13 protein-coding genes are annotated in these 15,559 nt (G+C 38.8%); 7 read left to right on the forward strand and 6 right to left on the reverse strand.

Annotation, left to right across the window (positions count from 1 at the left end):
- Positions 1 to 296 precede the first annotated feature (296 nt).
- The 4 genes from CXF76_RS13635 (at position 297) to adk (ending at position 5,805) form a co-directional block, all read left to right on the forward strand.
- Positions 297 to 2,198, forward strand: a complete 1,902-nt coding sequence (locus CXF76_RS13635) for an MFS transporter (protein WP_101163958.1) — start codon at positions 297 to 299, stop codon at positions 2,196 to 2,198.
- 4 nt (positions 2,199 to 2,202) lie between these two features.
- Positions 2,203 to 2,940, forward strand: coding sequence for an RluA family pseudouridine synthase (locus tag CXF76_RS13640; RefSeq protein WP_024590822.1), 738 nt, complete (start codon positions 2,203 to 2,205; stop codon positions 2,938 to 2,940).
- Between the two features lie 118 nt (positions 2,941 to 3,058).
- Entirely contained in the window at positions 3,059 to 4,972 is a 1,914-nt protein-coding gene (gene htpG, locus CXF76_RS13645) for a molecular chaperone HtpG (RefSeq protein ID WP_024592695.1), read from the forward strand.
- Between the two features lie 188 nt (positions 4,973 to 5,160).
- Complete coding sequence (gene adk / locus CXF76_RS13650) at positions 5,161 to 5,805, forward strand: adenylate kinase (RefSeq protein ID WP_010553395.1); 645 nt, start codon at positions 5,161 to 5,163, stop codon at positions 5,803 to 5,805.
- Between the two features lie 88 nt (positions 5,806 to 5,893).
- On the opposite strand, the gene tpx is transcribed toward adk, so the two are convergent.
- The gene (gene tpx, locus CXF76_RS13655) at positions 5,894 to 6,475 is read right to left on the reverse strand and encodes a thiol peroxidase (protein WP_007584075.1); all 582 of its coding nucleotides are present in this window, start codon (positions 6,473 to 6,475) and stop codon (positions 5,894 to 5,896) included.
- Positions 6,476 to 6,708: 233 nt separating this feature from the next.
- Between tpx and CXF76_RS13660 the strand changes: the two genes are divergently transcribed.
- Together CXF76_RS13660 and CXF76_RS13665 are read left to right on the forward strand one after the other, a co-directional pair.
- A complete protein-coding gene (locus CXF76_RS13660; protein ID WP_101163959.1) occupies positions 6,709 to 7,713 on the forward strand; it encodes a response regulator in 1,005 nt (334 codons plus the stop codon).
- 3 nt (positions 7,714 to 7,716) lie between these two features.
- Complete coding sequence (locus tag CXF76_RS13665; RefSeq protein ID WP_024592692.1) at positions 7,717 to 8,688, forward strand: sensor domain-containing diguanylate cyclase; 972 nt, start codon at positions 7,717 to 7,719, stop codon at positions 8,686 to 8,688.
- Positions 8,689 to 8,786: 98 nt separating this feature from the next.
- Here CXF76_RS13665 and CXF76_RS13670 read toward each other — a convergent pair whose 3' ends face one another.
- From CXF76_RS13670 to CXF76_RS13685, 4 genes are all read right to left on the reverse strand, one after another.
- Entirely contained in the window at positions 8,787 to 10,301 is a 1,515-nt protein-coding gene (locus CXF76_RS13670) for a SpoVR family protein (RefSeq protein WP_101163960.1), read from the reverse strand.
- A 19-nt stretch (positions 10,302 to 10,320) separates the two neighbouring features.
- Positions 10,321 to 11,604 (reverse strand): YeaH/YhbH family protein, encoded by a 1,284-nt coding sequence (locus tag CXF76_RS13675; protein ID WP_101163961.1) that lies wholly within the window; start codon positions 11,602 to 11,604, stop codon positions 10,321 to 10,323.
- A 31-nt stretch (positions 11,605 to 11,635) separates the two neighbouring features.
- Positions 11,636 to 13,558 (reverse strand): PrkA family serine protein kinase, encoded by a 1,923-nt coding sequence (locus tag CXF76_RS13680; protein WP_010553401.1) that lies wholly within the window; start codon positions 13,556 to 13,558, stop codon positions 11,636 to 11,638.
- Between the two features lie 210 nt (positions 13,559 to 13,768).
- The gene (locus CXF76_RS13685; RefSeq protein ID WP_002960323.1) at positions 13,769 to 14,350 is read right to left on the reverse strand and encodes a superoxide dismutase; all 582 of its coding nucleotides are present in this window, start codon (positions 14,348 to 14,350) and stop codon (positions 13,769 to 13,771) included.
- A gap of 266 nt (positions 14,351 to 14,616) precedes the next feature.
- Between CXF76_RS13685 and CXF76_RS13690 the strand changes: the two genes are divergently transcribed.
- A complete protein-coding gene (locus tag CXF76_RS13690) occupies positions 14,617 to 14,955 on the forward strand; it encodes a Grx4 family monothiol glutaredoxin (protein WP_004335359.1) in 339 nt (112 codons plus the stop codon).
- A gap of 89 nt (positions 14,956 to 15,044) precedes the next feature.
- On the opposite strand, the gene CXF76_RS13695 is transcribed toward CXF76_RS13690, so the two are convergent.
- On the reverse strand, positions 15,045 to 15,559 hold a 515-nt coding region (locus tag CXF76_RS13695), incomplete at its 5' end, for a sensor histidine kinase (protein ID WP_198551859.1).

Raw genomic sequence — 15,559 nt, forward strand, 5'->3', positions numbered from 1 at the left:
CTCTAAGTCACTATTTGAAAAGATATTATAAAAGCCTACATGATTAAATTATGTAGGCTTTTTTGTTTTTAAGGTAAGCTTAGAAGCAATCTAATACCAATCAGCAATAATACTTAATCATTTTGCGGGGCTAAACGTGTCGCTACCTGCGTTAAAAAATTCTCATTTAGAACAACTAAATAGCGAATTTTTTGCCTAGCTATCAACACGTTTTCCCGCCCTCAAAATAGATCATTTAATTAAACGAATTGGTATAATATATTTTTGGGCTATGTCTCTAATTAGTAAGGAATACAATGAAAGATAATCAACCCTACCAAGGTACATTACTGGGTAGTAAGCGTTTTTTACCGCTTTTTATTACGCAGTTTTTCTCAGCAATAAACGATAACGTGTATAAGCAATCAGTGCTTATTCTATTGATATTTCAGGCTGCAACGCTTGCTGATGGCGCACTTTATTCAAATATTGCTGCTGGGTTATTTATCCTACCTTTCTTTTTATTTTCAGGGATAGCGGGGCAGTTAGCTGAAAAAACAGAAAAATCCAAACTAATCAGAATCGTAAAGCTATGTGAAATCCCTATTATGGTTGTAGGGGCTGTCTCTATTTTAACGCAGTATGTTTGGCTGATGTTAGCCACCGTGTTTTTAATGGGCGTACAAAGTACGTTTTTTGGTCCATTAAAATACTCTATTTTACCGCAGCACGTAGCCCCTAACGAATTAACAAAAGCGAATGGCTTGGTTGAATCAGGCACGTTTGTAGCAATATTAATTGGTACAATTTTTGGCACCTATTATATTACTCAATCAGTAGGGCCTACGCTTATAAGTATTGCCGTGTTAGTACTGGCTGTTATGGGTTATGTGAGCAGTCGCTTTATACCCATTAGTGAGGCAAACGAGCCTAACTTAAAATTTACCTATAATATATTTTCATCCACGAAAAACGTATTTTCAGCACTTAATTCGCAAACAGAATCGGTTGGTAAGTCAGTGCTTGGGATTAGTTGGTTTTGGTTAATTGGCGCAATTGTTTTAACGTCCCTACCAAATTATGTAAAACACACAATGGGCGGCGATGAATTGGTGGTAACCAGTGCGCTTGTTGTGTTTTCACTAAGTATTGCTATTGGTTCGTTATTATGTGAAAAGCTTTCTCGCTCTCGAATAGAATTAGGAATTGTGCCTTTTGGCGCTATTTTAATTACCTTGTTTTTATACTTACTGAGCCAAGAGCCAGCTATTAGCTCTTATTCACCTCAAAACCTTGAATTATTAACGCTTGAGCAGTTATTAAAAACAGGCGACATGGTGTGGCATTTTGTATGGATGGCGGGCATTGGTATTGGCTCTGGTTTTTACACTGTACCGCTGTATGCGCTTATTCAACAGCGCACTGAAGAATCGAGTCGCTCACGAGTTATAGCGGCTAACAATGTATTAAATGCACTGTTTATGGTGGGCAGTGCTGTTTTAAGTATTGTAACGCTGTCTGTTTTTCAGTGGAGTATTTCAGAGTTGCTACTGTTACTTGCTGGGCTAAACTTGCTTATATCTGTTTATATTTATACCAAAGTACCAGAGTTCTTTTTACGATTTATTATATATATTTTAGCTATTTGTATGTACAGAGTGCGTACAAAAGGTGAAAGTAATATTCCAGATGAAGGCGCTGCCGTTATAGTGTGTAATCACGTGAGCTTTGTCGATTGGATGTTTATTTTAGCAGCATCACCAAGGCCTATCCGATTTATGGTATTTGCCCCTATTTATTATTCGCCAGCCCTACATTGGTTATTTAAAATGGCCAAAGCTATTCCCATTAACAGTGAAAAAACCAATCCAGAAGCGTTTAAAAAAGCGTTTGACGAAGTGGCTGCTGCGCTTAATAAAGGCGAACTTGTTGGTATTTTCCCTGAAGGAAAACTAACCAGTGACGGCTCTATCGATATTTTTCGCCGTGGAATCGAGCGCATTATTGAGCGCTCACCTGTGCCCGTTATTCCTGTGCATTTAGGGGGCTTGTGGGGAAGTATGTTTAGCCGAAAAGCTAAGTGGCAACTACCACGATTAAAATGGTCTTTGGTGTCGGTTGCAGTAGGTACCCCGATTGCCGCTGACAAAGTAGTAGCAGACGATTTACGTGAGCAAGTATTGGCTTTAAAAGCACTTCATTCAAAAGATATTGACTAATTTAATGATTAACTTAATGGCTAACTCAACATCGCAAACACCTTCAGAACCACAAAGGATTGTTGATGACTTTGTAGCGCCTAAGTGCGACGGGTTTATTGAAATATTATATCAAGATGATGATATTTTACTGATCAATAAACCCAGTGGGTTATTAAGTTTGTCTGGTAAGAATCCGCTTAACTGGGACTCAGTACATTACCGTTTAGTACATGGTCAAAAAGGGTTAACAGCCGCATTTGCTGAGGCTAAGTTACCGCATCGGTTAGATTTGGGTACATCGGGCATTATGATTGTTGGATTAAACGCCAAAGCATCAAAGCATCTTAATAAACAGTTTCAGGCGCGTACTATCCAAAAGCGTTATGTAGCCATATTAGAGGGTAGCTTAGCTGTTGATGAGGGGGAAATTACTGCGCCAATAGCAAAAGATAAACTGCTTTTTCCGCGAGTTAAAATTTGCCAAACGACGGGTAAAGTAGCGGTGAGTGAATACAGTGTGCTTGAGCGGCTTAAACAGCCGTGCAGAACCTTAGTGCAATTTACGCCCGTTACCGGACGTACTCATCAATTACGAATACATAGCCAGTTTATAGGGCACCCAATTTTAGGCTGTGATTTATATAAAAGTGCGCAAAGTGAGTACATGGCAGGACGCTTACAATTACATGCCAGCGATTTATATTTTGAACATCCAACAACAGGTGAAAAGATTCATATTAATTGTCCGCACCCATTTTAGATAAACGAGATATTCTATTTTTTCGTTTCACCTTTTTTTGATTTTTCCCTTGAAGTTCTAACACCTCACCCCATATTAAGTGCATAACGCAGACACTTTGCAAATTGGAGATATATAAATGACTGCAGCACAAAAAGAAACATTAGGCTTTCAAACAGAAGTAAAACAATTATTAAACTTAATGATTCATTCTCTTTATTCTAATAAAGAAATATTTTTACGCGAACTTGTGTCAAACGCATCAGATGCGGCAGACAAGTTACGCTTTTTAGCGCTATCTCAAGGCGACCTTTACCAAGGTGATGCCGATTTACGTGTACGTATTAGCGCAGATAAAGAAGCAAATACAATTACCATTTCTGATAATGGTATTGGTATGACACGTGATGAAGTAATAAGCTCATTGGGTACTATTGCAAAGTCGGGTACTGCTGAGTTTTTCAAAAACTTAACGGGTGATCAAAGTAAAGATTCACAATTAATTGGTCAATTTGGTGTTGGTTTTTACTCAGCATTTATTGTTGCTGATTTAGTAACTGTTCGTACACGTAAAGCCGGTGAAACAACCGCTTACGAGTGGGAATCTCAAGGTGAAGGCGAATACACGCTTCAAGAAATTGAAAAAGAAGGCCGTGGTACCGACATTATTTTACATCTTCGTGATGAAGAAAAAGAATTTGCTGACGATTACCGCTTACGTGGCATTGTTACAAAATACTCAGACCATATTTCAACACCTGTACAAATGTTTAAAGCAGAAGTACCAGAGTCTGAAGGCGAAGACGGCGAAAAAATTCCAGCAGTACCAGGTGAGTGGGAAAGCATTAACCGTGCAACTGCATTGTGGACGCGTGATAAGTCAGAGCTTTCTGATGAAGAATACAAAGAGTTTTACAAGCACGTAAGCCACGACTGGGAAGATCCACTTAGCTGGGCACATAATAAGGTTGAAGGTAAAACTGAATACACGAGCCTTTTATACATCCCTAAAAAAGCACCTTTCGATTTATGGAACCGTGAACGTCAAAGTGGCTTAAAGCTTTACGTACAACGTGTATTTGTAATGGATGATGCTGAGCAGTTCATGCCAAGCTACCTTCGTTTTGTGAAAGGTTTACTAGATTCAAACGATTTACCTCTAAACGTATCTCGTGAAATTCTACAAGACAACAAAGTAACGCAAGCTATTCGTAAAGGGTGTACATCGCGCATTATTAAAATGCTTGAGCGTATGGCTAAAAACAAAGCTGACGATTACCAAGTATTTTGGAACGAGTTTGGCCAAGTAATGAAAGAAGGCCCAGCTGAAGATGCGGCAAATAAAGAAGCTGTTTGTAAGTTATTACGCTTTTCTTCTACTCATACTGATTCAGAAACGCAAGATGTGTCGCTTGAGCAATATGTTGAGCGCATGAACGAAGACCAAGACAAAATTTACTATGTAGTAGCTGATACATTTACTTCTGCGAAAAACTCTCCTCATTTAGAGATTTTCCGCAAAAAAGGTATTGAAGTATTGTTACTAAGTGACCGTGTTGACGAGTGGATGATGAGCCACTTAACTGAATTTGCTGATAAGCAACTACAGTCAATCACACGTGGTGATCTAGATCTAGGTAAGCTGGACGACGAAGAGACTAAAAAAGCACAAGAAGAGTCTGAAAAAGAAATGGCAGGCCTTGTTGAGCGTATTAAAACAGCACTAGGTGATGACGTTAAAGAAGTGCGCTTTACGCACCGCTTAACAGATTCTCCAGCATGTGTTGTAAGCGACGACAACGACATGAGCTCACAAATGCAAAAGCTAATGGAATCTGTTGGTCAAGCAGCCCCTGAAGCAAAACCTGTGTTTGAGCTAAACCCAGAGCATCAACTTGTTAAGCATTTGAATGACGAACAAGATGAAGATAAATTTTCACAGTGGTCACATGTTTTATTAGACCAAGCATTACTTGCAGAGCGCGGTACACTTAAAGATCCAACAGGATTTGTTACTCGCCTAAACAAACTAATGCTTGAACTAAGCAAGTAGTCAGTTAACTATTTAGTTAATAAAAGTATAAATTATATACTTTAAATAAAAGGGAACGTATGTTCCCTTTTTTAATGCGCTGTAAATGCATCAACGACTCATCAATTAGTATAAGTTGCTTGAGTATCGGCGGCGCTTGTGGAAGAATTCAGGCTTTAAAATAAATATCCATACTAGGGGACAATAATATGCGCATTATTCTTTTGGGCGCGCCGGGTGCAGGCAAAGGTACTCAAGCTCAGTTTTTAATGGACAAATACGGTATTCCACAAATTTCTACTGGCGACATGTTACGTGCAGCAATTAAAGAGGGCACGCCATTAGGCTTAGAAGCAAAAAAAGTAATGGATGCTGGTCAACTAATTTCTGACGATATTATTATTGGTTTAGTAAAAGAGCGTATTACTAAAGCTGATTGTGAGAAAGGTTTTTTACTTGATGGCTTCCCACGCACAATTCCTCAAGCTGATGCGATGAAAGAAAATGGCGTAGTGGTTGATCACGTTATTGAATTTGACGTGGCTGACGAAGTGATTGTTGAACGTATGGGCGGACGTCGCGTTCATCCTGGTTCTGGTCGTGTTTACCATATTGTATATAATCCACCAAAAGTGGAAGGTAAAGACAACGAAACTGGGGAAGACTTAATTGTTCGCGCTGATGATACTGAAGAAACAGTACGTAAACGTTTAGGTATTTATCACGAGCAAACTATGCCATTAGTTGATTACTACCAAGCAGAAGCTGCTGCTGGTAATACTCAATACCACAAACTAGATGGTACACAAGCTGTTGAAGCTGTAAGTTCACAACTTGGTGAGCTTTTAGGTTAATTATAAAAGCACATTAAAAAACCGCCAATTGGCGGTTTTTTGTTTTAAGGTTGTTTAGCATTGCTTAATCAGTGCTATTTAATCGGCTTTAAAGCGTTTTAAGTTTCTCAATTACGCTGTTGTATTCTGGTTCAGTTGAAAGGCTACTAACTAATTGTTTATAAATGACGTTATGTCTTTCATCTAAAATAAATACCGTTCGCGTTAATAAGCCCATATCTTTAATAATCAATCCGTATTTTTGGCCAAAATCGCGCCAAACAGAATCTGATAACGTAGTGATTTTATCGATATTTTCAGCTTTGCAAAAACGCTTTTGAGCAAATGGTAAATCAGCACTAATTGTTAGCATTACAACACTTGGAAATTGCGAGGCTACTTTTTCATTAAAATGCTTAGTTTGCAGGCTACAAATACCTGTATCAAGACTTGGCACTACACTTATCAATACAGCTTGGCCTTTGTAATCCTCAAGCGTTACAGGGATGAAGTTGTCATCAACTACTTTGAAATTTGGCGCGCTATCTCCAACAGAGATCCCTTTGCCTAATAAAGTGACTGGTTTGCCTTGTGCAGATACTTTTCCTATGTCTAGCGTGTTTTCTGGGTAATCGGCTGCAATAGCCACAGAGCAAAATGCGCTCAAAGCAAAGGTAAGTGAACGTAACATAAGGTATTTCCTTTTAAATTAACGCAATGGGCGTCAGTGTATTATACTGCGCTATAGTAACCAAGAGATTATACCGCTCTGATGAAGTTGGGATTAGTTCTGCAATATAAAAATTGTAACTGTGCTAAACTTTGATTAACATGAAGTTACAAAATATATCTTCAATAATAAAAATAAAAACCATCATAAAATGATTTTAATGCTCATTACTGGTTTAGAAACAGAGAGATAATATGTCAACATCGGTACTAATATGTGATGACTCAAAATTAGCTAGGCGTCAGCTAGCTCGTTCATTACCTGAAGATTGGGATATTAAAGTTGAATTTGCACTCGACGGCGTTGATTGCATAAAGCAAATAAAGTTAATTGAACCAGAAATACTTTTTCTCGATTTAAACATGCCTGAAATGGATGGGTATGAAGTATTAATCGCTATGAAAGAACAGGGGTTAAACATACTCACTGTTGTTGTCTCTGGTGATATACAGCCAAGTGCACATCAAAGAGTGCTTGAACTTGGTGCTATCGATTTTATTCAAAAACCATGCTCCCCCGAAAAACTAGCCAATATAATCGAACATCATGGAATAAAAGATAAAGCCATGCGTGAGCGTCTCTCTCATTCGCTTGGAGAGCAAGTCGACCCTGATGTTCGGGATATATACCAAGAGCTAACTAACGTTGCTATGGGACAGGCTGGGGATTTACTTGCACGTCTTCTTAATGTGTTCGTAGAGCTACCAATTCCTAATGTGAATATTTTGGAAGTTAATGAACTCGATATGGCGCTGCAGTCTATAGATAATAATGCAGCTACATCGGGTGTGTGTCAGGGCTTTATTGGCGGTGGCATTTCGGGCGAGGCGCTATTACTTTTAAATGATTCAAGCTTTAAAGAAATAGCTTCTTTGATGAATTATGACGGCGAGTTAAACGATAAAATTGAACTTGAGCTGCTTATGGATATTAGTAATATTTTGATAGGCGCTATTTTAACGGGTCTTTCAAAACAGCTCGATATGTCATTTAGCCAAGGGCACCCCATAGTACTTGGCCAACACAGAGATGTGTCTGAGCTGGTTAAATCAAACAAGTCACGTTGGCAACGCACCCTTGCTATAGAGATTAGTTACGGTATTGAAAACCATGATATAAATTGCGACCTCATGCTGTTATTTACTGAAGATTCACTTAAAACTTTGAAGTATAAAGTTGCTTACCTATTAGAAGATTAAGTTATGGCTGCAGATTTAGAAATGAATGAGATCCATTGGCTTATGGATATGTTTAATACCGTTGATGTAGGCCTTGTAGTACTTGATAGAGATTATAAGGTGTGTGTATGGAATGGTTTTATGGAAAACCATTCAGGGCTTCTACCAAGCGCAGTAAAAGATAAAGACCTATTTGATTTATTTCCAGCAATAGACGAAAAATGGTTTAGAAGTAAATCAGAATCGGTTTTTGTTTTAAAAAACCGCTCTTTTACGATTTGGGAGCAGCAGCCATACATTTTTAGGTTTAAAAATTATCGACCTATTACTGGTAAAGCTGATTACATGTATCAAAATGCGACATTTATCCCTCTTACAAATACGATGGGCGAAGTTAGCCATATTTGTATTATTTTGTATGATGTAACGGATGTCGCGGTAAATAAAAAAGAGCTTGAAGAGTTAAACAAAAAATTAGAACAAGTAAGTCAAACAGATAGCTTAACGCAGCTTGCAAACCGTGGACACTGGGAAGGTACGCTACGCCAAGAGTTTTTAAGAGTTAAGCGAAGTGGTGGCTGTAGTACATTATTAATGTTTGATATTGACCACTTTAAAAAAATAAATGATGAATATGGCCATAGTTGCGGTGATGAATCGCTTCGTCATTTATCTAACTTACTACGTACGACGCTGCGCGAAACTGATGTTGCAGGGCGTTATGGCGGTGAAGAATTTGCAGTAACATTACTTGATACAGATAAAGAAGGCGCTTTTGTATTTGCTGAGCGTTTAAGGGTATTGATTGAAACTAACCCTGTGAAGTATAAACACTTTGAAATAACAATGACGGTAAGTATAGGGCTGGCTGGTAGCAGTAATGATTTTAAAAATCATGAGCGCTGGATAGAGGCTGCAGATAAAGCACTGTACCAATCTAAAAATACAGGGCGAAATAAAGTAATAGCCTACGAAGATATAAAAAATGACGCTTAAGCGTCATTTTTTATATCCAGAATTTAGGGTTAAATAATACCGTGTTTTTATAACCTGCTGAGCAAACCCAACCAGTATGAAAATTGTATTGCCCTTCATTATTGTGTTGTGTGTCGAGAGTCATCTATTGGGCATTGACCAATCATTGAAACCTCACCAGAATTTGACTCTTGCTCTAGTTTTACTTTAAAGCCCCATAATCTGTAAAGATGCTTAAGCACTTCCTCGTGCGAGTTTGCTAAAGGAATATTGTTATGAGGTACATAGCGTAGGGTTAGTGAACGGCCACCTCTAATATCAACGTCATATACTTGAATGTTAGGCTCATGATTACTTAAATTGTACTGCGCTGAGAGTGCTTCTCTTACTGCTTTATAGCCGTTGTCGTTATGTATTGCGCCAATTTCTAAATGGGGATTATTAGTATGATCAATAATAGTAAATAATTTAAAATCACGAATTAACTTAGGCGATAAAAACTGGCTAATAAAACTCTCATCTTTAAAGTTTTCCATTGCAAAATGCAGTGTATCTAGCCAATTACTGCCTGCATATTCAGGAAACCAGCGTTTATCTTCTTGTGTTGGGTGCTCACATATTCTGCGAATATCCACCATCATATTAAAGCCTAAAGCATATGGGTTAATGCCTGAATAATATTTACTGTTATAAGGTGGCTGATAAACTACGTTGGTATGGCTTTGTAAAAACTCTAACATGAAAGAGTCGGTGAGCTTTCCCTCATCATATAAGTGATTAAGGATGGTGTAATGCCAAAATGTTGCCCAGCCTTCGTTCATTACTTGAGTTTGTTTTTGTGGGTAAAAGTATTGCGAAATTTTACGAACAATACGTATAACTTCACGTTGCCAAGAGTCGAGTAATGGGGCATTTTTTTCAATAAAATACAAAATATTTTCTTGGGGTTCAGAAGGGAAATGGCGTACTTTCTTTTTGGTTTCTTGCTGTTGCTCAGGAATAGTCCGCCATAATTCATTTACTTGCGATTGAAGGTAGTCTTCACGCTCTTGTTGGCGTTTTTGTTCTTCAAATAACGATATTTGTTGTGGACGTTTGTAGCGATCGACTCCGTAATTCATTAATGCATGACATGAGTCGAGCAGGGCTTCTACTTGTGTAATGCCGTGCTTTTCTTCACAGCGACTTATGTAGTTTTTAGCAAATACCAAGTAATCAATAATTGAGCCAGCATCGGTCCAGGTTTTAAATAAGTAATTACCTTTAAAAAATGAGTTATGTCCGTAACATGCGTGCGCCATTACAAGCGCTTGCATAGGTAAGGTATTTTCTTCCATTAAGTACGCAATACAAGGGTCTGAATTTATCACTATTTCGTAAGCGAGACCCATTTGTCCGCGCTTATAATTTTGCTCTGTTTGGATAAATTTCTTACCGTAAGACCAATGGCTGTAGCCAATAGGCATGCCAACGCTTGAATAAGCATCCATCATCTGCTCTGCGGTTATCACTTCAATTTGATTAGGGTAGGTGTCTAACCTGTAGTGAGCTGCAACACGGGCAATTTCACCTTGGTACTCATCTAATAAATCAAAGGTCCAATCTGGGCCATCACTCATTCGTTTATCATTCATAATGTTACCTCGCTTTAGGCTATGCAGAGTTTTGCTGTTGACGACCTTTTTTAAATAGCTCCCTAAAAATTGGGTAAATATCTTCAACGCTTTGAATATGCTGTATAGCGAAATTATTATGGCTGTGTGTTATGGATTCATATTCGCGCCATAGGCTTTGATGGGCACGAGTGGTTATTTCAATATAAGCAAAATAGCGTACTGCGCTTAAGAGTTTATTACGTAAAATTTCACCACACTGCGGGGTGTCGTCCGCCCAGTTATCGCCATCAGAGGCTTGTGCGGCGTATACATTCCACTCGTTTGCGTGATAACGCTCTTTTATTATTTCGTTCATTAATTTAAGTGCGCTTGAAACAATAGTGCCGCCAGTTTCTTGAGAATAAAAAAACTCTTGCTCGTCTACTTCTTTTGCTTGTGTGTGGTGGCGAATATAAACAACTTCTATGTCTTTATAGCTGCGTGTTAAAAATTGATAGAGCAAAATATAAAACCGTTTTGCCATGTCTTTTGTTGGCTGATCCATTGAGCCTGACACATCCATAATACAAAACATCACCGCTTTGCTGGTGGGATGAGGGCGTTTTTCGTAATTACGAAAACGTAAATCGTAGTTATCAATAAATGGAACCGACTTAATTTGCACTTTTAATGCTGCAATTTCTTTTTGTAATAAAGCAATTGCTGCTTTATCGTTATGTGGACCAGCAAGCAGCAGAGCAAGTTGTTCTTCGAACTCTTTTAAACGGCGTTTTTTACCTGCACTCATGGCAACACGCCGTGCAAGCGAGCCTTGTAATGAGCGGACAATATCAATATTACTTGGCATACCATCACTACAAAACCCTGCGCGATGGGTTTTCATTTGCACTAACTTATCAAGCTGGTTCTCTTGTAAGTTAGGAAGTTCTAAATCTTCAAACAGTAAATCAAGGTATTCATCTTTTGATATTGAAAATACAAACTCATCTTGCCCTTCGCCCGAATCGCTGGCGTCACCTTCACCGGCACCGCCGCTTTGTCCGCCTGTAGGGCGCTCAATTTTATCACCTGTAGAAAACTGATCGTTACCAGGGTGAATTTGTTCTCTATTCCCGCCTTGCCCTTGATGAAACGTGGGTTCGCTGATATCGCGCTGTGGAATAGAAATACTCTCACCAGAGCTTGAATCTGTAACGCTGCGTTTGTTAATCGCATCTGAAACCGCTTCTTTAATTTGCTTTTTATAGCGCCTAATAAAGCGCTGGCGATTAAGCGTACTTTTGTTTTTACCGTTTAAACGCCTATCTATAAAATGCGCCATATTGACCTCCTATATACTACGACTATGAAGGTTATTGCGATTTTCTAACCCGTAAATACCACTCAGAAAGCAAGCGAACTTGTTTTTGTGTATAGCCTTTTTCGACCATACGGTTCACAAAGTCTTCGTGCTTTTGCTGATCCTCTGCAGACGTTTTAGTATTAAACGAAATAACAGGGAGTAAATCTTCGGTATTAGAGAACATTTTTTTCTCAATTACCGTGCGTAGTTTTTCGTAGCTTGTCCATAGTGGGTTTTTACCGTTGTTATGCGCACGGGCACGCAATACAAAGTTCACTATTTCATTACGAAAATCTTTAGGGTTAGAAATACCTGCTGGCTTTTCTATTTTTTCAAGTTCGGCATTAAGTGCCTCGCGGTCAAATAGTTGTCCTGTATCAGGGTCGCGATATTCTTGGTCTTGTATCCAAAAGTCTGCATAAATAACATAACGGTCAAAAATGTTTTGTCCGTATTCTGAATACGATTCTAAATAGGCGGTTTGCAGTTCTTTACCTATAAATTCTACATATTGCGGAATTAAATAGCCTTTTAAAAAGCTTAAATAACGCTCTTCTATTTCGCTTGAAAATTGTTCGCGCTCTATTTGTTGCTCAAGTACATAAAATAAGTGCACTGGGTTTGCGGCAACCTCAGTGGTATCAAAGTTAAACACACGAGATAAAATTTTAAACGCAAAGCGAGTAGAGAGCCCCGTCATGCCTTCATCAACACCTGCGTAATCACGATACTCTTGATACGATTTTGCTTTAGGGTCGGTGTCTTTTAGAGTTTCGCCATCGTATACCCGCATTTTTGAATAGATACTTGAATTTTCTGGCTCTTTTAAACGTGATAGCGTCGTAAATTGCGCCAATGTTTTAAGTGTACCCGGTGCGCATGGCGCGTTGTATAGCTCGCTGTGCTCAAGTAATTTGTCGTAAATTTTAATTTCTTCGGTTACACGTAAGCAGTAAGGTACTTTAACAATATAAACACGGTCTAAAAATGCTTCATTGTTTTTATTGTTTTTAAAGGTTTGCCACTCAGATTCATTAGAGTGAGCGAGGATCATGCCATTAAAGGGCAGGGCACTAATGCCTTCTGTGCCGTTGTAGTTACCTTCTTGGGTTGCGGTAAGTAAAGGATGCAGCACTTTAATAGGCGCTTTAAACATTTCTACAAATTCCATCAGCCCTTGGTTAGCTAAACATAAAGAGCCCGAGTAGGCGTATGCATCAGGATCGTTTTGGGCAAAGTGCTCAAGCTGGCGAATATCGACCTTACCCACTAGCGCCGAAATATCTTGGTTGTTTTCATCTCCTGGTTCGGTTTTGGCAATACCTATTTGGTTTAAAATAGAAGGGTAGCGTTTAACCACTCTAAACTGGCTAATATCGCCATTGAATTCTTTTAAGCGTTTTCCAGCCCAAGGCGACATAATGGTTTTTAAGTAGCGCGGTTTAATACCGTATTCTTGCTTTAGTACGTCGGCGTCCTCTATTGGGTCAAATAATGCAAGGGGATGGTCGTTTACCGGAGAGCCTTTAATTGAATAAATAGGCACTTGTTGCATTAAATATTTTAGTTTTTCAGCAATGGATGATTTACCCCCACCAACAGGTCCAAGTAAATAAAGCACTTGTTTGCATTCTTCAAGCCCTTGGGCGGCGTGTTTTAAATAAGAGACTATTTGCTCAATGGCGTCTTCCATACCATAAAAATCAGCAAAGGCAGGGTAGCGCGCAACTACTCTATTAGAAAATAACCGGCTTAGTCGTGCATCCGTTGCGGTATCTACCATGTTTGGTTCGCCAATTGCCATGAGTAGGCGTTCTGGTGCGCTGGCGTAGGCAGACTTATCGGTTTTACAAATCTCAAGAAATTCAGCGATACTGTATTCTTCTTCCTGTGCCGCTTCGTATCGTGCTTGGTAATGCTCAAAAATCGTCATAATAACCTCCGAAACCCGCTGTAAAAAGGTGCTTACCTTTTAAAGTCTAGTCACGAATTTGTATTTTTGTGCAATAAAATTAAAAATTTAAGTGAAAAAAGATCATGTTACTAAAAGTGTTTTATTAAATGATGAGGCGCTTAGGTGTGATAAACAAGAAACAAAAAAAGACGCCTAAGCGTCTTTTTTACATTAGCGTTTAAAGGCTAATTAAGCGAAGTTAGCGTTCGCGAATTCCCAGTTAACAAGCGACCAAAAACCTTTAAGGTAATCTGGACGAACGTTACGGTAATCAATGTAGTAAGCGTGTTCCCATAAATCCACTGTAAGGATTGGAGTAACGCCATCATCAGTTAATGGTGTAGCAGCGTTAGATGTATTAACGATGTCTAGTGAACCATCAGCAAGCTTAACTAACCACGTCCAGCTTGAACCAAAGTTATTTACTGCTTTGTCATTTAATGCATCTTTAAACGCATCAAAAGAACCCCATTTAGCGTTGATTGCATCAGCAACTGCGCCAGTAGGCTCGCCGCCGCCGTTTGGAGATAAGCTGTTCCAGTAAAAAGTATGGTTCCAGATTTGTGCTGCGTTGTTAAATACGCCGCCTTCTGATGAACATACGATCTCTTCTAGAGATTTGTTTTCAAACTCAGTACCAGGGATTAAACCATTAAGCTTAACCACGTAAGTGTTGTGGTGTTTGCCATGGTGAAACTCTAGTGTTTCTTTTGAAATATGTGGCTCAAGTGCGTCGATTGCATATGGTAGTGACGGTAGTTCAAATGCCATTTTTTTATCTCCATCTTCTTTGGTTGATAGTCCATTTGGTAATACGTAATGCCTGTTGAAACAGAGCAGTTACCTATACCAAGCGGTAATATAGTGTTACTATAATTGTTGAGTATTTTACTCAAGTTTAAGCAAACAGCAATGCTATTGCGAAAGACTATTTCAATTGCGGCTTTATTTGCCCATTTTAAGTTATATATTTGTGGTCACGATGAGTTATTTTCAAGACCTAAATATATTTAGCTATCGTTACTTTGAGGTTGTAGATGGAAACCATTGATAAAATTAAACAGCAAATTTCAGAAAACCCAATAATCCTTTTCATGAAAGGGTCACCAAAATTACCAAATTGTGGTTTTTCTTCACAAGCATCGCAAGCGTTAATGTCATGTGGTGAACCATTTGCATACGTTGATATTTTACTTAATCCAGACATTCGTGCTGAGCTTCCAGCATACGCAAATTGGCCAACATTCCCGCAATTATGGGTAGATGGCGAATTAGTTGGTGGTTGTGACATTATTATCGAAATGTTTCAACGCGGTGAATTACAGCCGTTAATTACAGAAACTGCTGCTAAATATAAAGAAGCTGACGCAGAGTAATTTATTACTCAACCTGAACTCAGGTTATTAAGCTCTTTAAACACAAAGCCACTTTTTAAGTGGCTTTGTTGTTTTTAATTTTTGTGAATTTACGAATAAGGAAGGCTCACTTGTACGTTTAAGCCGCCCTCTATTTTGTTATGTAAACTTATATGCCCCTGGTGCGCTTCTGCGATTTCTCTGCATAAGGCTAGCCCTAAACCACTCCCCGTACTTTTTGTAGAATAAAAGGGCACTAAAGCATTTGCCATTACTTGCTCGCTCATTCCTTTGCCGCAGTCGCTCACATTTATAACACAAGCTTGGGGTACAAACTCGACCTGAATATGTATTTCATTGGAGTTGGAGCCTGACTCGTGTGAATTTTTTAATAGGTTTATGAGCAGCTGCTCGAGTTGGGCTTGATCAGCTTGTAATTCATTGTGTGAATTTTTTATTTCGTAGCTAAATTGCCAGTGATTTTTTAAATTATTGAGTGTGTTTTGCCAGTTAATCCGTGTTTTTTGTGGCTGAGGTAATTTAGCAAACTTGCCATAGCCTTGTACAAATTCAGTTAAATGACTAATTCGCTCATCAATAGTTGCAAATACACGGGCAAGGCGGG

This window comes from Pseudoalteromonas sp. 78C3, assembly GCF_002836695.1.
In the GTDB taxonomy this organism is placed as follows: domain Bacteria; phylum Pseudomonadota; class Gammaproteobacteria; order Enterobacterales; family Alteromonadaceae; genus Pseudoalteromonas; species Pseudoalteromonas arctica.